Origin of the sequence: Enterococcus sp. AZ079 (genome assembly GCF_050547255.1) — a bacterium.
GTDB lineage: Bacteria > Bacillota > Bacilli > Lactobacillales > Enterococcaceae > Enterococcus_D > Enterococcus_D casseliflavus.
This window is the reverse complement of the sequence record NZ_CP172955.1, coordinates 1,928,890-1,955,296: the sequence shown is the minus strand read 5'-3', so window position 1 is coordinate 1,955,296 and position 26,407 is coordinate 1,928,890. Positions and strand designations below refer to the sequence as shown.

Annotated in this window: 21 protein-coding genes; 19 read left to right on the top strand and 2 right to left on the bottom strand. The window is 41.7% G+C overall.

Annotated features, from left to right (window positions below):
* Positions 1-140: 140 nt before the first annotated feature.
* The 11 genes from IGJ15_RS09370 to garR all read left to right on the top strand — a co-directional run bounded on the left by IGJ15_RS09370 (position 141) and on the right by garR (position 14,530).
* Positions 141-836, top strand: coding sequence for a response regulator transcription factor (locus tag IGJ15_RS09370; RefSeq protein WP_010748016.1), 696 nt, complete (start codon positions 141-143; stop codon positions 834-836).
* Complete coding sequence (locus IGJ15_RS09365) at positions 833-1,780, top strand: sensor histidine kinase (protein WP_010748017.1); 948 nt, start codon at positions 833-835, stop codon at positions 1,778-1,780. Before IGJ15_RS09370 ends, IGJ15_RS09365 begins: the two co-directional genes overlap by 4 nt.
* Before the next feature lie 89 nt (positions 1,781-1,869).
* The gene (locus IGJ15_RS09360; RefSeq protein WP_010748018.1) at positions 1,870-2,646 is read left to right on the top strand and encodes an ABC transporter ATP-binding protein; all 777 of its coding nucleotides are present in this window, start codon (positions 1,870-1,872) and stop codon (positions 2,644-2,646) included.
* Positions 2,618-4,708: an ABC transporter permease gene (locus IGJ15_RS09355; RefSeq protein ID WP_010748019.1), complete on the top strand. Its 2,091-nt coding sequence runs from the start codon at positions 2,618-2,620 to the stop codon at positions 4,706-4,708. The genes IGJ15_RS09360 and IGJ15_RS09355 overlap by 29 nt, the downstream gene beginning before the upstream one ends.
* Before the next feature lie 305 nt (positions 4,709-5,013).
* Positions 5,014-6,603 carry an Ig-like domain-containing protein gene (locus tag IGJ15_RS09350; protein ID WP_016249836.1) on the top strand — a complete coding sequence of 530 codons (1,590 nt, stop codon included), beginning with the start codon at positions 5,014-5,016 and terminating at the stop codon, positions 6,601-6,603.
* Positions 6,604-7,287: 684 nt separating this feature from the next.
* On the top strand, positions 7,288-8,640 hold the full coding sequence (locus IGJ15_RS09345) for an enolase C-terminal domain-like protein (protein ID WP_010748021.1): 1,353 nt from the start codon (positions 7,288-7,290) through the stop codon (positions 8,638-8,640).
* Positions 8,641-8,749: 109 nt separating this feature from the next.
* Positions 8,750-10,060, top strand: coding sequence for an SLC13 family permease (locus IGJ15_RS09340; RefSeq protein WP_010748022.1), 1,311 nt, complete (start codon positions 8,750-8,752; stop codon positions 10,058-10,060).
* A 120-nt stretch (positions 10,061-10,180) separates the two neighbouring features.
* Positions 10,181-11,509: an enolase C-terminal domain-like protein gene (locus IGJ15_RS09335; RefSeq protein WP_175445283.1), complete on the top strand. Its 1,329-nt coding sequence runs from the start codon at positions 10,181-10,183 to the stop codon at positions 11,507-11,509.
* A 49-nt stretch (positions 11,510-11,558) separates the two neighbouring features.
* Positions 11,559-12,455: a dihydrodipicolinate synthase family protein gene (locus IGJ15_RS09330; RefSeq protein ID WP_010748025.1), complete on the top strand. Its 897-nt coding sequence runs from the start codon at positions 11,559-11,561 to the stop codon at positions 12,453-12,455.
* A gap of 32 nt (positions 12,456-12,487) precedes the next feature.
* Entirely contained in the window at positions 12,488-13,633 is a 1,146-nt protein-coding gene (locus IGJ15_RS09325) for a glycerate kinase (protein WP_010748026.1), read from the top strand.
* A gap of 12 nt (positions 13,634-13,645) precedes the next feature.
* Complete coding sequence (gene garR / locus IGJ15_RS09320) at positions 13,646-14,530, top strand: 2-hydroxy-3-oxopropionate reductase (RefSeq protein ID WP_010748027.1); 885 nt, start codon at positions 13,646-13,648, stop codon at positions 14,528-14,530.
* Positions 14,531-14,850: 320 nt separating this feature from the next.
* On the opposite strand, the gene IGJ15_RS09315 is transcribed toward garR, so the two are convergent.
* Together IGJ15_RS09315 and IGJ15_RS09310 are read right to left on the bottom strand one after the other, a co-directional pair.
* Positions 14,851-15,195 carry a PucR family transcriptional regulator gene (locus IGJ15_RS09315; protein WP_430599032.1) on the bottom strand — a complete coding sequence of 115 codons (345 nt, stop codon included), beginning with the start codon at positions 15,193-15,195 and terminating at the stop codon, positions 14,851-14,853.
* Positions 15,196-15,231: 36 nt separating this feature from the next.
* On the bottom strand, positions 15,232-15,978 hold the full coding sequence (locus IGJ15_RS09310; protein WP_430599031.1) for a CdaR family transcriptional regulator: 747 nt from the start codon (positions 15,976-15,978) through the stop codon (positions 15,232-15,234).
* A gap of 302 nt (positions 15,979-16,280) precedes the next feature.
* Between IGJ15_RS09310 and IGJ15_RS09305 the strand changes: the two genes are divergently transcribed.
* The 8 genes from IGJ15_RS09305 to licT all read left to right on the top strand — a co-directional run bounded on the left by IGJ15_RS09305 (position 16,281) and on the right by licT (position 26,307).
* The gene (locus tag IGJ15_RS09305) at positions 16,281-17,333 is read left to right on the top strand and encodes an LPXTG cell wall anchor domain-containing protein (protein WP_010748030.1); all 1,053 of its coding nucleotides are present in this window, start codon (positions 16,281-16,283) and stop codon (positions 17,331-17,333) included.
* A gap of 297 nt (positions 17,334-17,630) precedes the next feature.
* On the top strand, positions 17,631-19,154 hold the full coding sequence (locus tag IGJ15_RS09300; RefSeq protein ID WP_010748031.1) for a helix-turn-helix domain-containing protein: 1,524 nt from the start codon (positions 17,631-17,633) through the stop codon (positions 19,152-19,154).
* Between the two features lie 240 nt (positions 19,155-19,394).
* Positions 19,395-20,303, top strand: a complete 909-nt coding sequence (locus IGJ15_RS09295) for an ABC transporter ATP-binding protein (RefSeq protein WP_010748032.1) — start codon at positions 19,395-19,397, stop codon at positions 20,301-20,303.
* Positions 20,304-20,305: 2 nt separating this feature from the next.
* Positions 20,306-21,109, top strand: coding sequence for an ABC transporter permease (locus IGJ15_RS09290; RefSeq protein WP_010748033.1), 804 nt, complete (start codon positions 20,306-20,308; stop codon positions 21,107-21,109).
* Positions 21,110-21,216: 107 nt separating this feature from the next.
* The gene (locus IGJ15_RS09285; RefSeq protein ID WP_005235432.1) at positions 21,217-21,435 is read left to right on the top strand and encodes a YneF family protein; all 219 of its coding nucleotides are present in this window, start codon (positions 21,217-21,219) and stop codon (positions 21,433-21,435) included.
* A gap of 200 nt (positions 21,436-21,635) precedes the next feature.
* Positions 21,636-23,384, top strand: a complete 1,749-nt coding sequence (locus tag IGJ15_RS09280) for an ABC transporter ATP-binding protein (protein WP_201688961.1) — start codon at positions 21,636-21,638, stop codon at positions 23,382-23,384.
* The gene (locus tag IGJ15_RS09275) at positions 23,384-25,159 is read left to right on the top strand and encodes an ABC transporter ATP-binding protein (protein ID WP_010748035.1); all 1,776 of its coding nucleotides are present in this window, start codon (positions 23,384-23,386) and stop codon (positions 25,157-25,159) included. The genes IGJ15_RS09280 and IGJ15_RS09275 overlap by 1 nt, the downstream gene beginning before the upstream one ends.
* A 305-nt stretch (positions 25,160-25,464) precedes the next feature.
* Positions 25,465-26,307: a BglG family transcription antiterminator LicT gene (gene licT / locus IGJ15_RS09270; protein WP_005225819.1), complete on the top strand. Its 843-nt coding sequence runs from the start codon at positions 25,465-25,467 to the stop codon at positions 26,305-26,307.
* Positions 26,308-26,407: the final 100 nt, after the last annotated feature.

The window sequence follows — 26,407 nt, the reverse complement described above, 5'->3', positions numbered from 1 at the left end:
TAAGTTTTAATCACAAAATGTAGTATACTATAAAATAATTTTGCTTACAATAAATAAGTACACTTTTTTTAAAAAAGCTGGAATTTTGCAGTTTTTTTCACACAGATTTGGTAAACTTTAGAGAAAACAGGAGGATTTATATGAAAATATTCGTGGTCGAAGATGACAAATCGTTAGTCAAAATGATGGAAAATCAATTATCCCGCTATGCGTATCAAACCTTTGTTCCAGAAAATTTCGCTGCGGTTTTAGATGAATTCTTGATGATCCAACCTGATTTGGTTTTGTTGGATGTCAATCTTCCTTATTATGATGGGTTTTATTGGTGCCAAAAAATCAGGGAACGCTCGTTGGTTCCAATTCTCTTCATCTCCGCCCGTGACGGCAATATGGATCAAGTGATGGCTCTAGAATATGGTGCTGATGATTATCTAGTCAAACCTTTTTCTTATGATTTGCTGCTGGCAAAAGTAAAAAGCCACATTCGTAGAGTCTACGGGGATTATGCACAGTCTGATCGGGCGAGAAGTTTGAAAGCTGGCGAATTGATCTACTATCCCGAAGCATTGAAGATGGTCTATCGTGAAGCCAGTGAATGGCTGACTGTTCGAGAAGGAGAATTATTGACCCTGTTAATGTCGGCACACCCAGAGATGGTCAAACGGGAACGGATCTTAAATCTATTATGGGATGATGAGCGCTTCGTTGATGACAATACGCTTTCTGTCAATGTCGGCCGTTTGCGAAAAAAATTGGCGGCAATGGGCATCAATGATCCGATCCAAACGATTCGCGGAAAGGGCTACGCTTTATCAGTGGTAGGTACGGAAGAATGAAAGCATATGCAAGTGTTCATTTACCTAAACTACTCGTTACCGTCCTAGCCATTTCATTGTTCGTTTTAGTGATTTGGTTGGATGGCTATCGAAATTACCTCGTAATTGGTTATGGTCTGCTTCTATTCGGGCTGTTCATTGTTCTTGTTTATTTGGCAGATTACCTTTCCAATACTGCGTTTTATCAGTATATCAAGCATGGAAGAGCGACACATCGAAGCAATGGCTACCTTTCCAAGCAATGGCGCAAGCAGTTCGATGCACATGAACAGCAAGAGCAAGAGCGGCTGACAGAACTAGATCAGCACCATAAAAATCATATTCGTTTCATGAATATCTGGGTTCATCAAATGAAAACACCTGTCTCAGTTTTGGCGCTAATGGCTGAAAGTGAAGAAGTCGATAGCTATGATCTTTTGGCTGAAACAGATCGCTTAAAAAGTGGCTTGGCGACTGCGCTGAATTTTGTGCGCTTGGAAGATTTCACGGAGGACTTCGTTATCGAGTCAGCCTCACTGTTGGAATTGTTAAAACGCAGTATCGGTGACCAGAAGCGGAATTTTATTCGTAGTGAAGTCTATCCGAAGCTGATGAGTGAAGCAGATATCACGGTGACAACAGACAAAAAATGGCTAGGTATTCTGCTCTTTCAACTCATCAGCAACGCCATCAAGTACTCCAAGCCAGACAGTAAGGTCTATTTTGAGATCGATCCTTTTTCTAGAAGCTTAACGATCGCAGATGAAGGCTGCGGGATTGCAGCAGCGGATCTACCGCGGGTTTTTCGCCCCTTTTATACAGGTCAGAATGGGCGGCAAACAGGAGAGGCAACTGGGATCGGTCTTTATTTAGTTGAGACGATCAGTACGCAATTAGATATCGATGTATCGCTTGCCTCTAAGGAGAATCAAGGCACGACGGTTACCTTAACATTTCGGAGGTGAAGTCTTTCTTACAATTTTGTAAGCTTTCTATCACGAAATCGATAACTGATTGCGGTGCCGCCTGCTAAACTGGTAGCAAAGGAGTGAAGATGATGGCTTTACTAGAATTGAAAAATGTATCGAAAACCTATACAGGGGAAGTGTCTGTTGAGGTTTTACAGCAAATCGATCTCAAAGTGCCAGAAGGAGAATTTATCAGCATTATGGGTCCATCTGGCAGTGGCAAGACCACCATGCTGAATTTGGTGGCAACATTGGATAAACCGACTTCAGGTTCGGTGATCCTCAAGGGAGAGCAGCCACTGGAATTATCTAAGCAAAAACTCGCGGAGTTTCGTCGTCGACAATTAGGCTTTGTTTTTCAAAACTACAATTTGCTTTCGCCATTGAGCGTGCTTGAGAATGTGATTTTACCACTGACATTGGATCGGGTGCCGGTTCCTGAGATGAAAGAACGTTCGGAGCAGCTATTACGTGAACTTGGGATCTATGAGAAAAAAGACAAACGCATCTATCAGCTTTCCGGTGGAGAGCAGCAGCGAGTTGCGATTGCTAGAGCTTTGATTCATCAGCCGGAATTGCTTTTAGCAGACGAACCGACGGGTAATCTTGATTCCAAGGCAGCACGAGATGTCATGGAAATACTAAGTCAGATGAACAAGCAGCGCAAAGTCACTACCATGATGGTCACCCATGATCCGTATTCCGCCAGCTTTTCTGATCGGGTCGTTTTCATCAAAGACGGAAAGCTGTATAACGAAGTCTATCGTGGTGCTGATCAACAGCAATTTTATCAAAAAATTCTTGAAGTCCTAGCACATTTAGGAGGTCGCCGTCATGAATTTCAGACAGTTGATCAATCGTAATCTGCGGGGGAATTTTCGAACTTATGCGGCCTACTTCGTCAGCAGTGCCTTTGCGGCGATGGTGTTTTATATCTTTAGTCTTTTGCTCTTTCATCCGCAATTGGAAGAAAACTTATCTAATAGCGATACACTTTCAAGCTTAGCTAAGGTTGGTCTATCCGTCGCACTCGTGGTGATCGCCTTACTGTCGCTGTTGTTTTTATGGTATACATTTGTGGTCTTTTTGAAACGACGCAAACGTGATCTGGCGATCTACTTGATTTTGGGGATCGAAGAAAAAGATCTGCGAAAGATTTTATTTGTCGAAAATGCCTTCTTAGGGACCGGCGCTACAGTGACCGGTATTGGGTTGGGGATTTTAGTGACGAAATTGTTGCTGCTGATTGCGCAAAATGTCATGTACTTAACAGAAGGACTGAAATTTATGGTTCCTCTGGAAGCTTTAGGATTGACCTTTGGGATCTATGTCTTCATTTTTCTTTTGATCTCCTTTTTCAGTACTCGCGCCTTGCAAGGAGAACAGATCATCTCATTGATCAAGGAAAATGAAAAACCACGTCCTGAGCCAAAAAGTCATTGGGCATTGGCATTTTCAGGAATTGTGCTGTTACTAGTTGGCTATGGATCGGTCTTTTATTTTAGCTACCAAACCTACTCAATGCTGCCACTTATGCTAGGAGTCTTGTTGACTGTTGCAGGCACGATCTTGTCATTCCATCAGTTCAGCGTATTTCTATTGAAACGATTAAAGAAACGCCCAACCTTCTTACGGGGGACTCGGATGCTGACTATCAGCGAATGGATCTTTCGCATGCGAGACAATGCGGCGATGTATAGTCTGATCGCTATTAGTACCTCCGTGGCATTCGTTGGGATTTCCGTGATGCTGGCGATCGGCAGTTCTTCTTTTTCTTCGATCCAAGGAATCAGTGTAGCCTATGTGTTTCCGTGGTCGGGGCCAGAAGACCTCGATCATTCTGAGGGGAAAATGAATGAAATTAAAACTGCCATAGAAGAAAAAGGGTATGCGCCTGTAACGGATAGTGTTTCCTTACTATGGGCCTATGCGAATCTTGATGAATCTGCAGTTATGAATGATTCATTTTATACGACGAATGGCTTTTCAATTATGCGAGAAAGCGACTATCAGAAAATGATGAAACAAATCGGTGAGGAAGCTGATTCCGTTGCAGATAATCAAATAATGACACTTAGTGCTAATTATTCACGTCGAAAACAGCTTCTAGAAGTCCCTGAGAACGAACGCACAAGTATCTATCCACTTGAATTAGGTTCAGAAACCGGTATAAAAAAGGATATTACGATTGTCCACAGCCCCTCAATGCTTTCTCTGGATTACTTTGGATTGTCAGTTGTGACAGATAAGACCTTTGAGGAATGGCAAGCTCTCTTACAAGAATTTAACGATGATATGGAATCTGGTTTTATTTGGTTAGACTATCCAGAATGGGCTGAAACACCTGAATTGGTATCTGATTTCAATGGGAATTTAGATAAAGAAAATGCCTTGATCGATCAGCAATACGAAGAACTCAGTCGGGAGTTTGAAGCCAAAGGTGACTATACAGATGAAGAGTGGTCAGAAGCTGCAAAAGACATTCCGATGCGTACGTCTTATACCTCAAAATACCAAGTTTTCCAAGAAAATCGTCAAGGAAATGGCATCATCTTAATGATCACGGTATTACTAGGTTCGGTTTTCTTTATTTTCTCCGCTTCGATTATCTATTTCCGTTTATTTGCAGATTTAGATAAAGATGGGGCGTACCATCGTTCCTTGCATATTTTAGGTGTGTCGCCCAAGGAGCGTCACAACGTTCTGAGACGCCAGCTGCAAGTGATGTACTTCTTGCCAACAGTCGTTGCAATGATCCATTTTGCGGTGGCAATGACCGCTCTGCGTATTTTAGTAGAATTGCCTGTTTGGCAATACTATGGTGTGATCGTTAGTCTCTTTTTGATTTTCCAAATCGTTTTTTACTTTGTTTGTCAGTATCGGTACTTCCAGCAAATTGATAGGATCGCCGATCCGACAGAGTGATTTATTTTTTAGCCAAATCCCTTTCAATCAACACGGATTGGGATTTGGTTTTTTTGTTTGCTGCATTGTTATTTTCTTTCACCAATGAAGCGTTTTAATTGTGTAAATCACCGAAAAGCAGATAAAATTAGTTAACACTGATTCTATTAGGCAGTCGCTGATACGCTGCAAGAATGTGGCAACTGGAAGTCTATTTTTCTCACCGTGAAACGAAAAGACAACTGTTAATGACAATATTCATGTCGAGTACAGTAATTGCTGTGACCGATGGGGTTAGCTAAGCGCTCACTTAAGGGAGGAAACCAATGATCAAACGTTTAGGAAAAGCATTTGCTGTCTTGCTGCTGTTGATTCCTGTTTTTGCTGGTATGCGGGTAGTTTATGGGGAAACCGATGTGGGTGCCAAGCTGATTACAAATGTATCGATCGTTAATAGCCACAACGAGGTCATCACAAGTATTGAAAAGGATGATTCCTTCAAAATAGATATGACCTGGAGTTTGGAGGACTTAGGTGATTTAAAAGCAGGTGACAAAGCGACCGTCACCTTGCCAGCTGAGATTGAAGGCGTTAATAATACGTATGCTTTATACGATGAAAATAACAACTTAGTGGTCAATGTTACCCAAGTTGGCAATCAGCTGATCTTTGTTTTCACAGAATTTGTCGAACAAAATACCAATGTACATGGGGACTTTTATTTTTGGACAAAGTTCAGTGATGACGTGATAGAAAATCAGATCAACAACATCAACTTTGAAACGGCAAATGGGACGCAATCGGTGCCTATTTTTATTCAAGCAGTGGATGACACAGGGGAGGGTGCCTTACTCACCAAACAAGGACTGTATTTAGGTACGCAAGAACCCAAACGGATCATTGATTGGCGTGTGTATATCAACTCGTTTGACACGGACCAAGTGACGATCAAAGATGGAACGTTTATTGACTTTGTAGGTCCTCATCAGACTTTAGTTAGTACGAGTGCTCGAGTGGTCTATGGACCCAGCGTTTCCAACCCAACGTATGTCGAGCAAGTACCGATCGTTTTAAATAGTGATGGGTCCTTTGAAATTCCTTTGCGGGATACGGAGGAACGGATCTACATTACCTACAAAACAGAAACGGATGGTTCATTGGAACAATATACCAATCGGGGCATCCTTGATGCTTTGGTCAATGATGTGCCAAGAACAAGCAGTATTACTGGCTATACGCCACGCTATGGTGGCGGTGGTGGCGGAACCGGTGAACCAGGAGAGTCCAGCAGCACGGAACCAAGTAGCGAAAGCAGTACAAGTAGTACGGAACCAAGTAGCGAAAGCAGCACTAGTAGTAGCACGGAACCAAGTAGCGAAAGCAGTACAAGTAGCAGTACGGAACCAAGTAGCGAAAGCAGTACAAGTAGTACTACCGAACCAAGTAGTGAAAGCAATACAAGTAGTAGCACGGAACCAAGTAGCGAAAGCAGTACAAGTAGTACTACCGAACCAAGTAGTGAAAGCAATACAAGTAGTAGCACGGAACCAAGTAGCGAAAGCAATACAAGCAGCACGGAACCAAGTAGCGAAAGCAGTACAAGTAGTAGCACGGAACCAAGTAGCGAAAGTAGTACAGGTAGCAGCACGGAACCAAGTAGCGAAAGCAGTACAAGTAGTACTACCGAACCAAGTAGTACAAGCAATACACTGGAAGGTTTGCTAAATAATAGTGGGTCAAGTCACTCTTCCAGCTCGGCAAGAAGTGATGATGCCAACCATAATAAGCAGAAGCTTCTCCCGCAGACGGATGAAGTCTTGAATGATCGGTTGATTTTCTTAGGAATAGTCATACTGTCTATCGTTACCTATGTGACGCTAAAAAAATCAATGGGGAAAAGTCCCTTCAACAGATAACAAAAGTCTATAACGGGCAAAAACAAACATAATTATCCAATGGGGACTTGGGTTAGCAGAAAAAAGAATAAAAAGTAGTGACAAAACCGTTCATGTGTTTTGATCGACTGATTCAGTAAAATTTAGTTCTTTTTACTGAAAGAGGTCATCAAGGGCATTATCGGTTTTTTTGCTATTTTCTCGATGGGTGACCTACAGTTTTTTCGCTTGTAGCCCGCCGATTACAGAAAAAATTTGGCTTTTTTGGAATTCTTAAAATGGTTTCTGTAACATTTATCAAGCAGAAACGATGCGGATAACTATCTCACATACCCTTTTTATTCGCGAAGAATATTTGTATTCTTAGAGCAAGTTAATGATCATAAACCGCTTCCATACGCTGACGCTTTTTCGACATATGACTGGAAATGTGCGAGAAATATCAGAAGTTCCCTTAGTCTAGTTAGTGTTTCGGACCCTTCTTTCTAGAAACTGATTTTTGTTTCGATTGCTCGAAAAATGAGCAGAATTCTTCAAAAACATTTACTGACCAATGGATTGTGATTTTGTTAACAAGAATGAGCGAAGAAGGGTTCAGTGGTATGCACAGGAAGCAATTTATAAAAACCTAAAGCGTTTTGATTACGAATCATGTTTTTTCTTCAAACTGAACAAACCAAAAATAATAGAGAAGGTGGAATGAATATGAGTAAAAATGGTTCTCCAAAAGTGACAAAGATGCAGGTGTTTCCGATTGCTGGTTATGACAGTCCGACCCTTACCTTAAGCGGGTGTCATGCACCTTATTTTACGAGGAATATTGTTGTATTAGAAGACGAAACTGGGAATAGAGGCATTGGTGAGATCCATGGCGGTGAAGACATCACCAAAATGCTGGAGAGTTACATTCCTTTTGTCGTGGGGCAAGAAATTGCCAATTATCGTAATGTGATTACAACGATTCGCAAAAATGCAGCGGCGATGAAAGGAAACGATGGGGAAGGACTTCAAGGGTTGGATTTAAAAAATCTGAAATTTGTCGTCCAAGCGGAGGCAGCGGTTGAATGTGCGATGCTGGATCTGCTTGGTAAGTTTCTAAATAAACCAATGTGTGCGTTATTAGGTGATGGTCAGCAGCGTAATGAAGTTGAAGTGTTGGGGTATTTGTTTTATATCGCCGATGCAGGGAAAACCGATCTGCCTTATCGCATAGAGGAAGAGCCAAAAGATGAGTGGGAGCGCATTAGAAGACAGGAAACATTAACACCTGAGGGAATGGTGCAGCAAGCAAAAGCACTTGAGACACGCTATGGGTTCAAAAATTTCAAAGTCAAAGGTGGCGTGCTGAAGGGAACAGAGGAAATGGAAGCAGTAGTTGCTTTACATGAGGCGTTTCCAGAAGCGCGGATCAATATTGATCCTAATGGTGCTTGGTCGTTAGCAGAGGCAATCGAGCTTTGCAAAGACAAACTAGACACGATTTCTTATGTGGAGGATCCATGTGGCCCTGAAGCAGGTTTTTCAAGTCGTGAGATCATGAATGAATTCAAAACAGCCACGAGACATCAAGTGGCAACAAATATGATTGCGACCAACTGGCGACAATTTTATCATGCATTAAATTCAAAAGCAGTAGATATCGTTCTGGCTGATCCGCATTTCTGGACATTAAACGGAAGTGTTCGCATGGCCCAAATTTTGAATGACTGGGGATTGACTTGGGGTTCTCACTCCAATAACCATTTTGATATTACGTTGGCAACGTTCGCACAGTGTGCCGCAGCTGCACCAGGAAATATTACACCAATCGATACACACTGGATTTGGCAGGATGGACAAGAACTTTGCGATGACACTGTCTTGATTCAAGATGGCGTGATCAAAATCACCGATAAACCTGGCCTAGGTATTGAAATCAATATGGAGAAATTGCTGGAAGCACATCAATTGTACCAGTCAATGGACCCAAAATACCGTGATCGTGATGATTCAATTGCGATGCAATACTTTATTGAAGATTGGCAGTTTGACTCAAAAAAACCTTGCTTTGTGCGCTAAAGGTATTTATTGAAGGACTACTTGATGTCAGAGATATAGCTGAAATTTTTGCTTGAAGTTTCGGCTATATTCCTCTTTGACTGATCTATTATTCGGAGGGATATAAAAAATGAGCTATTTAGCTATTCTTGGCTTTGTCATGATGACATTGATCACGGGTTTATTACTAAGAAATAAAATAAATATACTTGTCTGTTTTGCATTGATACCTGTCGCATTTTCTTTTTTAAGCGGGGCAAGCTGGACAGCGACGGAAGGATATATCGCTGACGGTCTTGATATGACACGAGACATCTTTTTGATGATCATGTTTTCATTACCTTATTTTTCTCTGATATCTGATGCAGCAGTTTTCGATATTATGGTATTCAAGTTTTTGAAAAAAGTAAAAATCAAAGCGCCGATTCTCTGCAGCTTGACTGTGTTTATTTCTGTGATCACCACATTAGATGGAAGTGTCATGTCGACCTATCTAATTGCGATCCCGTTGTTTTTGCCGCTATTTAAGAAGTTGAAAATCGATCCGGTGATACTCGTCTTTCTTTGCTCAGTCGGTATCATGTTAGGATCGATCACACCATGGAACGCGCGGATCTTACGGGCTGCAAGTCTGCTTCCGGATGTACCCAATGCACCGATGACCTTATTTACCACCTTGCTACCTGTTTGGATCACTGTCTTTATCGGAACGATGATCCTTGGTTATTTCTTAGGTTTAGGTGTCCATAAAAAGCATATGGCAAATGGAGAAAAGTTTGAAGGGATCGCTGATTCATTAGCGAAAGAGCAAAACTATGGACCGCTTGCTCGTCCCAAGCTATTTTGGTTCAATCTGATCTTGACCATCCTCTTAGTGATCGCTTTGTCGTTTTCAAACCTGCCTTCTTACTATATTTTCGCAGCTGGTTTGATCATCGCTTTGTGCGTGAACTATCCGGACTTCAAAGATCAAAATCAATTGATCAGCAAATATGCTTCAAAAACATATCCGATTGCGCCCATCGTTTTGCTTTCTGGGGTTGTCGTCGGGATCTTGCAAGGAACGGGCATGATGGATGCGATGGTTCAAGTTCTCGTGAATATTATTCCCGCTGCTGTTGGTCCCTATGTTCATATTGCGATCGCTATCTTCAGCACACCATTGATGCTGTTGTTTACCAACGATACTTGGTTTTTTGCGCTCATTCCGATCATTGCAGCTTTAGCAGGAGAATATGGCGTTGCTCCAGATATTGTTGCCTTGACATTATTCTTTAATATTGGTGCGTTTGCTTCACTGATTGCCCAACCACAAATCATCATGGCTTGTGATTTAGGGGAAACCAATGTACGAAAATTCTTGCGTTATTCCTTCTTTAAATTCTGGGGAATCAGCTTGGCATGGACGCTAGTAGGGATCTTATTGGGGATCTTTATTTAAAAATGTTCTTTAGCACATAAATTCACTGTTTTTCGACGAAAAGTCTGCACTCGATACTCTGTATTCTTTTTTTGGAAAACAGTATATTAAAAACTATCAATTTGACTAGGAGAGATTTTGATGATTCCAAAAATCGTAAAAATGGAAGTTGTCCCTGTAGCAGGACATGACAGTATGCTATTAAATCTAAGTGGAGCCCATGGCCCTTTCTTTACTAGAAATATCGTTATTTTAACTGATGACACGGGTAATACAGGTTTAGGAGAAGTGCCAGGTGGTGAGAAAATTCGTCAGACATTGGAAGACTGTCGTGAATTAGTTGTGGGTCGGACTTTGGGCGAATACAAAAACATCGTGAAAGAGATTCACGAACGTTATGCGCAGTTGGATGCTGGTGGGCGCGGGAACCAAACATTTGATTTACGAACGACGGTTCATGTTATGACTGCTGTTGAAGCACCATTGTTGGATTTACTAGGACAGCACATGCAGGTGCCCGTTGCCGCTTTGTTAGGTGAAGGACAAGTGCGGGAATCAGTGAAGTTTTTAGGTTATCTGTTTTATGTAGCAGATCGCAACAAAACAGACTTGCCTTATGCTTCTGACAATACGCTCGATGATTCATGGGGAGCACTACGTCGTGAAGAAGCGATGACACCAGAAGCAATCGTCAAGTTAGCGAAAGCTGCCTATGAGCGCTATGGTTTTGAGGACTTTAAATTAAAAGGCGGCGTGTTATCAGGGCAAGAAGAAGTACAAACCGTCAAAGCGTTGAAAAAAGAATTTCCCAATGCTCGGATTACCCTTGATCCGAATGGCGGATGGTTACTAGATGATGCAATTGCGCTTTGCAAAGACCTTCACGGCGTATTAGCGTATGTAGAAGATCCTTGTGGTGCAGAAGGTCGCTTCTCTGGTAGAGAAACGATGGCAGAATTCCGCCGAAAAACAGGATTGCCGACGGCGACGAATATGGTTGCAACGGATTGGCGAGAAATGAAAGCAGCGATTCGCTTAGATAGTGTGACGATTCCGCTGGCAGATCCGCATTTTTGGACGATGCAAGGCAGTGTGCGTGTGGCGCAGTTATGTCATGACTTAGATTTGACTTGGGGTGTGCATTCCAATAATCATTTTGATATTTCTTTGGCGATGGTCGCTCATACTGCAGCGGCAGCACCTGGGGAAGTAAATGCCGCCGATACCCACTGGATTTGGCAAGATGGCGAAGGCTTGACCAAAAATCCGCATCAAATCAAAAACGGTGAAATTACCATTCCAAGAAATTCCCATGGCCTTGGGCTGGAACTTGACCGAGAAAAGCTAGATGCGGCGCATCAATTGTATTTAAAAGAAGGCTTAGGGGCGCGCAATGATGCGATTGCCATGCAGTATCTGATTCCTGGCTGGACATTTGACAATAAAAAACCAGCTTTAGTCAGAGAGTAATCGAGGGAATACAAATTAATCGAAGCTTTCAGTGAGAGGATTGACCATAATGGAAAAAGAAAAAATTAAAGGGATCATTGTTCCTTTACTCACGCCAGTGAATGAAGAAGAAATGATTTGCGAAACTAAGTTGCGAAAGATCGTACGGCATGTGATCGATCATGGTGTTCATGGCATTTTGGCTTTTGGCAGTAATAGTGAGTTTTATATGTTCGAACATGATGAAATGCTTGCAGCAACAGAAATCATTTTAGATGAAGCCGCTGGAAAAGTACCTGTTTTCTTTGGGATGGGCCCAATACGTACGAAACATGCGGTGGCACTTGCCAAACAGGCAGCAAAATTGCCGATCGCTGGTATTTCCGTTTTACACCCAATGTTCATCAAACCCACAGAAGAAGCATTGTACAATCATTTTAAAGCAATCGCAGACGCGGTTTCCGATACGATGGTGCTTTTGTATAACAATCCAGCAAGAGCTGGGTATTCGTTGAGTCAACCATTGATCGAAAAGCTGGCGCATACCGTTGAGAATATCGTAGGGATCAAAGATTCAAGCGGAGATTTGACCTTTCTAAGCGAACTGGTTCGACGGAATGCTGATGTTGGCTTTCGAGTGATTGCAGGAAAAGATACCATTGTTTATCCTTCACTCTGTGTGGGAGCAGTCGGCGGGGTGTGTTCAACGGCAAATATTTATCCTGAATTGGTTTGCGGTATTTATGACCAGTACGTATCTGGTGATTTTCAAGGCGCGCTAAAGAACCAATTTACCCTGAACCCAATCCGTTTATCGCAAGATGCAGCAAGTTTCCCTTCAGCTACCAAAGATATGGCAAACTTGATGGGCTTGAATGTGGGACCTTCGATCTTGCCGACGGAAGCAAGTAAGGGCGTTGTTTTAGACAAGATGATTGATGAAATGAAGAAGGCGGGTTTCTTATAATCAAGCCTAACTATAGAAAAGGGGGTGGATTCATGGAAGAACAGCGAATTGTGATTGCAGCAGATTCTTTCAAAGGAAGTGCCTCCAGTAAAGATATCTCAATGTGGTTAGAAAAAGGGATTCGTCGGGTTTTGCCCCATAGTCCTATCGATAAATTTTCAGTCGCCGATGGTGGAGAAGGCACAGTCGAAGCTTTAGTTGATGCCTTGGCAGGAAAACGAAAAAGGATAACTGTTCAAAATCCATTGGGAAATCCTGTGAAGGCGCAATATGGTGTTTTACCTAATCAAATCGTCGTATTAGAAATGGCAGAAGCAAGTGGGATTACTTTAATCGAGCAAAATGCTGAGAATGCCTTAAACGCTTCGACTTACGGGGTAGGGGAGTTGCTTTTGGCTGCCCTCGATGAAGGCGCAAAAGAGATCTACCTTGGCATAGGCGGCAGTGCAACGAGTGATGGCGGGACTGGAATGGCAAGAGCATTAGGGGTCTCCTTTTACGACGATCAAGGAAAGGACATCCCGAGAGGATTAGCTGGATTAGCAAAGCTTGCTTCGATAGATATTTCTAAAATCGATCCACGATTAAAGGATGTAAAAATCAATATTTTATCGGATGTAACGAATCCGTTAGTCGGTGAAAAAGGTGCCATTGCTATCTATGGTCCTCAAAAAGGCATTCCGATTGACCAAACGAAAACCTATGATCAGTGGATGAAACATTATGCCTCTGTGATCAAAAAAGAGATGCAGATTGATATTGCTGACGCACCAGGTGCAGGGGCAGCAGGCGGTCTAGGGGCTGCATTGCAAGTGTTTTGCCAAGCCAAAACGTGCAACGGTATTGAAACGATCTTAGATTTAGTAGAAATTGAAAAGAAAATTGCCCAAGCTGCTCTCGTCATAACTGGCGAAGGCAAGCTTGACCAGCAATCGCTGAATGGCAAAGTTCCTGTGGGGATTGCCGAGCTAGCCAAAAAGCACCATAAACCGGTGATTGCTGTGGTCGGTAGTCGGGAGAAAGAGGTTTCGGCAGCTTATGCCGCTGGAATTGACCTTATTTTGCCAATCATCCATCGACCAATGAGTTTGCAAGAAGCAATGACACAAGTAGAGGAAAATGTGGTGATCGCTGGAGAAACCGCGATCCGAGCATATTTATTAAATCAACGAAAGTAGGAGATGGTATTGATGAAAGTAGGATTTGTCGGTTTAGGAATCATGGGTAAACCAATGGTGAAAAATATAGTAAAGAATGGCTATGAGGTTATTGTGTTTGATTTTAACCAATCCGCAATCGATGAAGTTGTTTCAGCTGGTGCACATGCAGCAGAATCAGGCGCCAAGGTGGCAGAAGTAGCAGAAGTGATCATTACGATGCTGCCGAATTCTCCAAACGTAGAAGCGGCACTATTCAATCCTGGAGGGATCGCTGAAGGCTTGTCAGCTGGTAAAACAGTCATTGATATGAGTTCAATCGCACCAAAAGCCAGCCAAGACTTTGCAGCTCGTTTGAAAGAACAAGGAGTCCATTTTATTGATGCGCCTGTCTCTGGTGGAGAACCAAAAGCCATTGATGGAACGATCGCGGTAATGGTTGGCGGAGAAAAAGCAGTTTTTGAGAAATATGAAGCTTTATTGAATACGATGGCTTCTTCTGTGACACGAGTGGGTGAAGTAGGAGCTGGAAATATTACGAAACTAGCCAATCAAATGATTGTAGCGATCAACATCGCAGCTATTTCTGAAGCTTATTGTCTAGCCAAAAAAGCAGGTGTTTCTCCTGAAGCAGTTTATCAAGCCATTCGCACAGGTTTGGCAGGAAGCACAGTCATGGATCAAAAATCAGAAAAGATTTTTTCTGGCAACTTCGATCCTGGTTTCCGTATCGAATTGCATATCAAGGACTTGCAAAATGCATTAGACACCTCACATGATAGTAATGTTTCTACACCATTTACAGCATCTGCAATGGAGATTATGCAATCACTGAAAGCCTACGGATTAGAAAAAAGTGATCATTCTGCAATCGCAAACTATTATGAAACGATCAATGATTTAAAATTGCAAGGTTAACAGTAACGAATCGAGGTCATTTGTTTTACTTTTCATTGAAAAGAGAGCACGGAGCTGTTCACAACTAAAGGACATAATAAAAGAGCGTTTCTTCTCAGAGGAGCGCTCTTTTTGTTATGTGTATTGAAACTCAGAAATACAGTGTAAAAACAATTTTGCGTCAACTGGAAGACAGAAAACAGGGAAACGTTGCTGGTGCTATGAGTTAGGCTGTCGATGGATGATCACGCTGGTTGGAAACAGATGACTTGAACAACAAATGATACCATCGATTTTAAATGCGAAGTTTGTTACGCTGAAGCATTTGCTTGTTCAACAAATCATCTCTCTAGATTAGACAAGCGATAACTCATAAAAGCAGCCGACAACACAGTAAAATCACTCAAATTACGTGGATTGTAGCCCGTCTTTTCCGTGATGCGATTCAGTTTGTTTTGAAAAGTATTCTTGTGTAAAAAAAGTGCCTCGGCACACTTCATAATACTACCATTGTAGCGTTTATACGTTTCAAAGATCAATTGGAACTGCTCAATCTCCTCAACTGTCAGACTGCCAAGCACTTTCTTTTGCAATTGTTTATTATCTTCTGTAGAAATCCCGACAAAGAGCAACCCATAATCCATTTTTTGATAAGAAGAGATGGTCGCACTTTTTTGATTGATCAACCAATTGACGGTTTTTTGCGCCTTTTCATAACTAGATCAATACTCATCGATGGTTTCTGCTAAACCGCCGATCCCAAAGGACATTTGACGATCAAAACGCTTAGAAATATCCTTTTGCATTTGCATCAGTAGGGGGATCAGCGAAGCTTCTTCCTGCTTTTCGAAAAACAGGCAAATTTCTTGATTGATCAACGAGAAGAAACTACCTGGAAAAATGTGCAAATGCGATTGGATGGTATGGAGCAGTTTTTCATAATTCAGATTATTTTTTTCTCTAGTAAAAAGGAATTTCCCTATCACGAGGATGCGAGGTCGTTCCAAATCAATGTCCAAGAGCGAGGCTAAATAAGCCGCCAAGCTATCATCTCTTTGAGGAGCGATCAGCATCGTAGCTAGATTGTGGTAGTTTTGCCGTTGATGGAAATTTGTCAATTGAATCCAGTTTTCTCGGATCAAAATCTCCGTCATTTTTTTGATAATATTCCCCAAAGGTTCTACCTTTGTACGCTCGCCAGTAATTCCAATAATTGCTACAACAGATTGATTAAAAAGGACCGGGATATTGATTCCTTTTTTTGCTCCTTTAAATTGATTGTCATGTTCAATCGTTAATGTCTGTTGATTTTTGGCTGCTAAACGGGCGCCTTCATGACTGGTACCAATCCGCACGGTATCTGTACTAGCTATGATCGTACCCGAGGTATCAAAAAGATTGATTTCATGGTTGATGATATCTTTTAAGCTTTTAACAATCAATTTTGCTACTTTTGGCTCTAATTCCATCGATCACGTACTCCTAAAGGTTGATTTGCTTATACTTGAATTTTAGCACAAAAATGGTCATATATTATATATAATATATATTTAATGATAAGTAATAAACTGTTTTATTGGCGGTGGTAAAAGTTCGAGAGAGTTTCAAATGCGGAAGAGGGTGGTAAATATCTTTTCTATATATAATACTCGAAATTAAAGATGCCATTTTATTGGGTCTTTCCTTTTTTTTTCGGCGCATGTTTTCTCTGAGAATTTATTATAATTTCCTTATCAAGTTATCTTGAAATATTCATTTAGGAAGTGAGGAAATGAGAAAACTGGTTGGAATCGTGTTGATTTTGCTGTTAGCGGGATTATTGCTGCTGGTGTTTGGTTTCGATCATACTTCAGCAAAAGAACGAGCGGGAGGGAATTTATCGTTTTCTGTTCAAACGAACCGAGTGATCTATGATGAAGCCTTGAAAGTCATTACGATCCCGGTACGGCCGAACAAAACGCTGACTTCACAAAACGTTTGTATCCGTTTAACTTATGGTTGGGATGGCAATGGACACAGTGAAAAGGTGATTGGTGAAACGTATCTAACAAATGTCGATTGGTTTTCAGGTGTTGAAAACTACTTAAGGATCTATGCTGAGATGGCCATCGATGAGATCAAAAGTGTGGATAAAGTAGATTTAGTTGTGATTTATGACGGTGAAACAACGATTACTGAAAACTTGAAGCCTAGTCAATGGCAGGTAATAACACCCCCGAGCTCTAGTGAGCGCACGAACTCTGAGATAAGCGCAAGCTCTAAGGTGTCTGAAGAAACAGGCTCTTCCTTTAGTAGTATCGAACCGAAATTTAGCGACTCTCAATCGACGGATCCAAGGACTTCTACTACGGAAAACACAAGTCAGGATTCTCAAAGTATCGAAAGTAGTCACAATGCAAGTGAGTCAGAAAACTTCAACACCCAACCAGTTAGTGAGAGTGAATCGAGTCAGACAATTAGGAGTCAAGAAACCACCGAAACAACAGGAACAACGACCGTTAGTGAAGCGGCATCTGAGGATCTTTCAGATTCAGAAACGAAACCAAACAAATTAGCGCCTAACCAAAGTCAGTCAAGCAAGCGAAGTGTTTCCTCCAATGATCCCGCAGGCAAACAACTCGCTAAAGCATCGTCTTCAGTGAAAATGGAACAGGAACAACGTACGGAGACAAGCAGCGCTAAGGAGGTCAATGGAGCCTTACTACCGAAAACCGGCAGCAAAAATACGAGTATTCGCTATTTACTCTTTGGTCTAGGCGTGGTTATCCTTACTGTCTTCTTTTACTGGCTGAATCGAAAGTTATTTTCTGATGAGAGACAGTAAAGAAAAAAGCCGAGGATAATGAGAGAATTGATAACCCACGATTGGAATTTTCTTCCCCAGAAAGCACAATCACGTTTTGTTTTACCGTTTTTAACAAAAAGTCTGACGATCGTTTTGAGGCGTCAGACTTTTTTTATGAAAATATACAGATAACGAAAGGAAAATTTGTTAAAAGTGATTTGACAGAAAAGAGCGCACGGTGGTACGATCACCAAACACTGCCAGCTTACAATTTTGTAAGATGACAAATTTAGGATAAAAACAGCGTTTGCTGATTATACAAGCGAGGGAAATTTCATGTTACAGGCACTTTTGGATACGACAGAAAAACAAATTTATGCGTTTCTAAGTTATTGTTACGAAACGAACAAGAAAGACTATACAATTAAAGAGCTCTCAGGTGTTTTCGATAGGAAAACCAACAAAATGCAGTCGATCGTTCAGCAAGTAGAGGTGTTTCGTGCACGCTATCCTCAGTTTACTTTGACCTATGATCGGCTGGAAAAAGAAGTGTCGATTGCTTTTTCTCCACGATTTCTATTGAGCCAAGCCTATAGTGTATTGTTGCAGGGAACCGTTGGGTTTATCTTGCTGGATGCACTCTTTCAGGGGGATTATCATTCCCTTGAACAACTCAGCCACAAAACCTTTAGCAGTCCCCGCACGATTCAACGAAAATTGCAGGAGTTAAATCATGTTTTGGCGAACTATCATTTGTCCTATAGTTTAAAAAAAGGTGATCCTTTGGCAGGTGCTGAATATGCGATCCGCTATTTTTATCATCTTACCTATTGGCAAATTTTTGATGAGAAGGACTCACAAGTCTTGGCATCGATCAAGGAGAAAGAGCAGGCTGAAGCGTTGTTTGAAACCCATGCTTCTTATATGAGAAAAATCGATATCGATAAATTTCTTCATCTATTCGCTATCTCCGTGCAAAGAATCCATCAAAAGCATCCGCTTTCGTTTTTACCAAACGAAGTACTTACCTTTGAGCACCCATTAATTGAAAAAAAACAGTTTGATCAGGTCTTTTTGAACCCATTGTTTAACAGGAATCATCTGCCGTTTTCTGAAATTTCGGAGGTTGAACGCAGCTTCTTGTATTATATGTTTGGCGTAATGAACACCTATCTTGAGGAGGATCTCGATGCTGCCAACATCTCGTGGCTGACTCAGCCAACGTACCAGCAAGAAGCGCAGCTCGTTGAAAAACTAGCCGTGTATTTTCGGTTGACGTTTACAGAGGCCGAAAAAAACTATTTACTGGTTAATCTGGTCATGATCCATTCCGCCTCTGGCTGTTTTGGTACGCGACAAAAAAGCGATAGTTTTGGCAAAACAACCGACGAGCAAGAGCTACAAGCCGCTTTTCCAGTGCTTTATCCAACCATGAAACGGTTTTTTTTGGAAGCGACTGTTTCTTTACCAGAGTTGCGTAGATTACTGCAAATGAATGATCGCTTGATTTTCCAATACTGTATGTTACTGAGAGTTATTTTTATCAAATATGAACAGCCGGTCACGTTCTCGATCCATTCGAAATACGGAAAAACGCAAGAGCTTTGGATCAAGAACCGCTTGATGAATGCCACGCATCGAGCGATGGCCCATTATTCGCTGTCTCAAAAACCAGATTTGGTCATTAGCGATTATCCGATCCATCAGGAATTTTCCGAGGAAGAACAGCCTTACCTCTTTTATTGGAATGGTCACCCAAGCGCAAAGGAGTGGAAACAGCTCAAGCAAGTGATCAAACAGATCAGAAGTGCCAAGAACAAGGCTGCGTTCGCCCAACTGGCATTCACCCAAACGGAGTGAGCCAGCTATAAGATCGAGCAAATAGAACTTATAATTTTGCCAAGCTTTTGACTAGCAGCAATAGGGCAAACGTGAAAAGCATCAGTGATAAACGAAGTTGTCAAGAAGCAATAACAGGAGCATCGATGTTCCTTTTTCGCTTCTTGACTTTTTTTTACAGAGATGGCATGGTATACATATTATCATAACGTTTTTTATTTAAAATCGTTGCAGAAATGGTGTTAGGAAGAAGGGGTAACTTTGACAGAAGTATTAGCACTGCAAAATGTTTCCAAATTGATTGGAACCAAACGAATCATTGATGATGTTTCCTTTGTGGTGGACCAAGGACAAGTCGTTGGTTTATTAGGGCCCAATGGGGCTGGGAAGACGACGATCATCCGAATGATCGTTGGCTTGATGAAGCACAACACAGGATCGATTGCCATTATGGGGAATTTATTGGATTCTTCTTTTAAAACAGCGATTGCCTCAGTCGGAGCGATCGTTGAGAATCCTGAGTTTTATAATTATATGACCGGTTATGAGAATTTGATGCAGTATCAGCGTATGGCGAAGAAGAAAGGCACAGCCTCTGAGCTAGAAGCCCTGATCCGTCAGGTGCATTTAGAAGGACATATCCATCAAAAAGTCAAAACCTATTCTTTAGGGATGCGTCAGCGTTTAGGTGTTGCCCAGGCGCTGGTCCATCAACCAGATCTATTAGTTTTAGATGAGCCGATGAATGGTCTGGATCCTAAAGGCATGCGGGAGTTTCGGGAAATGATTCTTTCTTTGCGATCAAAAGGGGTCTCTGTTTTAGTTTCCAGTCATCAGTTAAGCGACATCGAGCAAATTGCGGATCATTTGATCGTGGTGCAAAAAGGAAAAGTCACCCATCAAGTAGCAATGGCAGAGTTGAAAGCAGAGAAAAATGTGTTGATCATCAAAACCGATGATAACTTGCAAACAGAAGCACTGTTAAAAGCTTCCTTTGACGTCGAGGTCTTGCATGTAGAAGACGAATTGCACGTCACGTTGCAATCAGATCAGCGTTCAGAAATCGCTGCAGCGATCGTGACGGCGGGTATCGGCTTAAAAGAACTACGGACAAAGCAATCTTCTTTGGAAGATACATTCTTGGCTTGGACCGAAGAAGGAGGTTTGTAAGCATGCTGACATTGATAAAAAATGAATGGATCAAATTAACCAAAAAGCGTTCTACTTGGATCATGCTGCTTTTATTGGTTTTAATGACGTTTGGCTTGACCTATGTTGTACGCTTAGGTAGTCCAGAAATTGGTGCCAATGATTTATTTGCTTCTTTAAGCGATATGACGTCGTTCTTAAACTTATTTGTAGTGATTGTGGCGGCTTCTTCAGTAGCAGAAGAGTTCAGTCGTGGAACGATCAAGTTCTTATTGATTCGGCCTTTTTCCAGAAGCCAAATCTTAGCAGCAAAAGCCATCAACACGTTTTTATTTGCGCTTTTAGGGACTGCTGTTTTACTGATCAGTAGTTTAGCAGCCGCCAATTTATTTTTAGCAGCTGAATCACCTTTTGCTGCTACTGGCTACAACGGGCTAGCGGCGATTCTCGTTGCCCTTGTTTTTGCGGGAACCAACTTGCTATTGATTGTCTTTTATATTGCATTGACCATCTTTATCTCAGCCGTCATTCGCTCTCAAAGTTTGGCGGTAGGCTTAGGCTTGGGTATGTTGTTTGGAAGCAGCATCATCAACTCGATCATGCTTTTTGCGCAAGAAAAATACCCATGGCTGAAGTGGAATCCATTTAATTTTATGAATATTAAAGAGCAAATACCGAGTTTATTAAATAGTCCTGACATGCAGATGACTGCCTTTGATCCGGGATTGGGCTATTGGGAAATGGCGATCGGGATCCTTGTTTACAGTGTTTTAATCTACCTTTTAACAAATTGGTTATTCAACAAAAGAGATGTCGCATTAAGTTGAGGAAACGAGTGAAAGTTTTTGGATAAATCCAGCTTTCACTCTTTCTTTTTGTGTTTTTTTCTAGTAAAATGATTCATTGAGAGTACAAGAGAAAGGAGAGTTTTCGAATGGTTAGTGTAGGAATCGTAATCGTGATCGCTGTTGTTGCAGCATTACTAGGCGCTGTCGGCGGCTTCTTTTTGGCGCGTAAATATATGCAAGATTATCTAAAGAAAAATCCTCCCGTTAATGAGGATATGCTTCGCTCGATGATGATGTCAATGGGTCAAAAACCTTCTGAGAAAAAAATTCGTCAGATGATGCAGCAAATGAAAAACCAAAAGTAGGTTTTTTTCTAAGAAGCGGGCTGATTTTATCAGCTCGCTTTTTATTGCGGTAAAACGTACCAACTGATAAAAAATGTCCCCAGGCTGCTTTTTCTGTTTACGTTCTGTAAATAGTGGGGTAGCAATTGTAACTGAATCCAATGAATATTCGGAAAAATCGCAAAATTTAGGCAACAGGTCATAAAGAAATGGAGAGTGTTATGTCAATATTTAGGAAGTTAGGTTGGTTTTTTAAACAAGAAAAGAAACATTATTTGTTAGGCGTAGGCTCTTTAGTCTTGGTCGCCTTGGTACAGTTGGCACCTCCCAAAGTTATCGGGATCATCATCGATGAGATTGCGGAAAAAGAGATCTCGATGCAGACGATCTTTTTTTGGGTCATGATCTTGATTGCTTCAGCCATCGCTCAATACGTGTTTCGTTTTGTCTGGCGAACGCATATCTGGGGCAGTGCCGCTCGGCTAGAAAAAACGTTACGCAGACAGCTATTTGCACATTTTACAAGGATGGATCAGTTGTTTTATCAAAAGCATCGGACAGGTGATTTGATGGCCCATGCCACCAATGACTTGAATGCCATCCAAAATGTGGCAGGGGCAGGGATCTTGACCTTTGCCGATTCCTTCATCTCGGGAGGGGCAACCATCATTGCGATGGTTCTCTTTATCGACTGGCGGTTAACGATCATTGCACTATTGCCGCTGCCTTTCTTAGCAGTCATGGCACGGGTTCTTGGCAGCAAATTGCATGATGCGTTTCGTGACTCGCAAGAAGCATTTTCTTCCATCAACGACAAAGCTCAAGAAAGTATTACTGGGATGAAAGTCATCAAAACCTTTGGACAGGAAAAAGAGGACATCGCTGATTTTCAAACCAAAATCGACCATGCCATCATCAAAAACCGCAAAGTCAATTTTCTGGATGCCTTGTTTGATCCGTTTATTACGATCATCATCGGAATCTCCTATGTGCTGACGATCATCGTCGGCGGCAATTATGTTATGGACGGTACCATCTCGATCGGTCAATTGGTATCCTTCATCAGTTATATCGGTATGTTAGTTTGGCCGATGTTTGCCATCGGACGTCTGTTTAATGTGCTGGAACGAGGCAATGCTAGTTATGATCGGGTTGCCGAATTGTTGGCGGCAAAGACCCATATCATTGAAGCCAAAGATGCGGTCGATGCCCCAGCCCAAGGAACGGTTGACGTTCAAATCAATGATTTTCACTATCAAGGAGATGATTTTGCCCTGCAAGACATCCACTTTACTTTGCCAGCGGGTCAGACACTAGGTGTCGTCGGGAAAACCGGTGCTGGAAAAACCTCTTTGATGAAGCTCTTGTTGCGAGAGTATGATTCATTTGACGGGGTGATCACCTTCGGGGGCATCGACAGCAAGCAATACTCCTTGAATGCTCTTTTGGGGTCGATCGGTTATGTTCCGCAAGATCATTTCTTATTTTCCATGACGATTCGAGACAATATCCGCTTTGCTCAACCACGGGCTTCTCAAGCAGAAGTGGAAGCAGCTGCTGGATTGGCAGTGATCCACGAGGATATCAGTCAGTTTCCTGAAGGGTACGAAACGATGGTGGGGGAACGTGGTGTTTCTCTTTCTGGTGGACAAAAACAGCGTTTATCCATTGCCCGTGCTTTGATCACTGATCCAGAATTGTTGATTTTAGATGACGCCCTTTCAGCAGTAGATGCCAAAACGGAAGAAGCTATTTTACAACAATTACGGACGTTTCGTCAGAATAAAACAACGATCATTGCTGCCCACCGCCTAAGCAGTGTCAAGCACGCAGAAGAAATTCTCGTGATCGACAATGGGAAAATCAGTGAACGCGGGACCCATGAACAATTATTGGCTGCAAATGGCTGGTATAAAAAAATGTGGGACAAACAGCAACTAGAAGCCAAAATCGAAGGGAGTGAAGCCTAATGCAAGAATCAGAATGGAGTAAATCGATTCCCTTTAAAGAGCAAAAAAACATCATCAAACGAATGTTTCTTTTTGCCAAGCCATTTCGAAAAACCTTCTATGCAGCGATCTTTTTTGCTTTTGTGCTATCGATCGTCAATATCCTGTTGCCTTTGATCATTCAAACCTTTATGGATAATTATTTGACCAATCAAACGGCGACCCAGCAAGTCATTTATTTCTTTGCTGCATTGTATTTCTTTGGGGTGTTGGTAAAAGCTGTGATTTGGTTTTTCCAATGGTTCCTTTATTCGATGGGTTCTTTAAAAACCTATCAATATATTCGAGCAAAATTATTTGAAAAATTGCATAGTCTTGGGATGCGCTATTTCGATCAGACGCCAGCGGGTTCAATCGTTTCACGGGTCAGCAACGACACAGAAACGTTGTATGAATTTTGGTATGTCTTCTTGATGGTATTGACAGGGATTTTTGCGGTGGTTTCTTCTTTTGCCGCCATGTTTCGCATCAACGTCAAAATTGCTTTACTGAACTTGATTTTTCTGCCAATCCTAATGGTAGTCATCTGGTATTATCAAAAATTCAGCTCTCGTATCTATCGTCAAATGCGGGAAAAACTGAGTCAACTGAATACGAAATTGAATGAATCAATTTCTGGTATGCAGATCATTCAGCAATTCCGTCAAGAGGCGCGGCTGAATGAAGAATTCGAAGCGACCAACGATGATTATTTGAAAACTAGATACGCTATGATCCGCACGAATGCGCTGCTATTATCACCAATCATTAGTTTGTTGTATGCCTTAGCGATCGCCTTGTCGTTGACGGTCTTTGGGTTTGATGCCTTAGAATCGCCCATCGAAGTCGGGTTGATTTTCGCCTTTACGACCTATATTCAAGGATTTTTTAATCCCATGACACAGATGATGGATTTTCTCAGCGTCTTTACTGATGGGATGGTCGCCGGCAGCCGTATTCTAAAGATTATGGATAACGAAGAATACACGCCCCAGCAAAACCCCGATGCTAGTCAAACCATCACCAAAGGAAAAATCGAATTTCGCGATGTCAGTTTTTCCTATGATGGTAAAAACAACGTATTGAATCATATTTCTTTCATCGCCTATCCAGGTGAGACCGTAGCTTTAGTCGGTCACACAGGAAGTGGCAAGAGCTCGATCATCAATGTGTTGATGCGTTTTTACGAATTCGGGGAAGGGCAAATTTTGATCGATGATCAAGATATCCGCGACTTCACGATGGAAGAGCTTCGGAAAAAAGTCGGACTCGTATTGCAAGACGCCTTCATGTTTTATGGGGACATCGCTGACAATATCCGCTTATTGAATCAGGACATTCGTGAGGAACAGATCGAAGCAGCAGCAAAATTTGTTCAAGCAGATGCCTTTATTCAAAAACTACCTGGTAAATACCACGCCAAAGTGATTGAACGGGGCGCCAGCTATTCAAGTGGGCAGCGGCAATTGATTTCCTTTGCCCGCACCATGGTGACCGATCCGAAAGTACTGGTCTTGGATGAGGCGACTGCCAATATCGATACTGAAACAGAAGGACTGATCCAAGAAGGGTTGGCAAATATGCGTCAAGGGCGAACCACGATCGCGATCGCCCATCGTTTGTCTACCATCCGCGATGCCGAGTTGATTTTGGTGCTTGATAAAGGCTCGATCGTCGAACGAGGCACCCATGATGAACTTTTGGCTCAAAAAGGGTTGTATGCCGATATGTACCGTTTGCAGGCAAGTGAAGTTTAATAGTTTTAATAGTAACGCTAACCTTAAAGACTTTCGTTTTTAAGGTTTTTTTGTACGAAAAAAGAAAGAAGGGATGAAAATAAAAATAACGAACAACGATTGACAGCGCTTTCTACCTTTGCTATGATAAAGATAATAAAACTGGTTCTAATGGATAGTGATTGTTGATTTTTAACAAGCTAAACCTGATGAAGCTGCGGTATTTGCGCTGCTTTCATGAGGTTTTTTCTGTGTTGACTGTTGGCTCAGCAATAAAGACAAGCAATGAACCATATCCGCAATGATAAAGTAAGTGGGGGTAGGACATGAAAATCAGTAAAGTGTTAAACAATAATGTTGTGATCACTACCGATCAAAGTCAAAACGAGATTATTGTTATGGGGCGGGGGATTGCATTTAAGAAAAAAGTGGGAGATGAAATTTCTTCAGAAACGGTCGATAAAGTGTATCGCTTAGAAAATCAGACGATCTTATCTCAATTTCAAGAGTTGCTTGCTGACTTACCACTGGAATATCTTGAATTGTCCAATGAGATCATTGAGTATGCTCGGCGAGAATTGTCTTCCCCAATCAATGATTCCATTTACATCTCGTTGACGGATCACATGCACTGTGCCATTGAACGATCGAAAAAAGGAATGACGGTCAAAAATGTCTTGTTGTGGGATATCAAGCGTTTTTTCCCCGATGAATACCAAATAGGCTGCAAAACAGTAGAAAAAATCAAAGAACATTACGGGATTCAGCTGCCAGATGACGAAGCGGGCTTTATTGCTCTGCATCTGGTCAATGCGCAAACTGAGAATGGTGACCAAGGCAATATTGCTGAACTAACCCAAACGATGCAAGACATCATAAACATTGTTAAATATTTTTTCAAAACAACCTTTGATGAAGAGTCCGTTTATTTTTATCGCTTCACTACGCATTTGAAATTTTTTGTTTCAAGAATGCAAAACCATACTACTCATGTGGATGAAACCGATGAAGATCTTTTGGCTATGGTCAAAGTGAAGTATCGAAATGCGTATCAATGCGTACAAAAAATCGCTGAGCTATTAGAAAATCAGTATCAGTATCAAATGTCCAGTGACGAAAGTTTGTATTTAACGATTCATATTGCCAGACTTGTGCAAAAAAATCGTTGATTTAAAAAAAACAAGAAAGGAGAAGGATTTCTTGATTCATGAGAAGATGTCGAAAAAGAAGTATTTCTTCGCAATGATTCTTACTAAACGTCAACTTCAA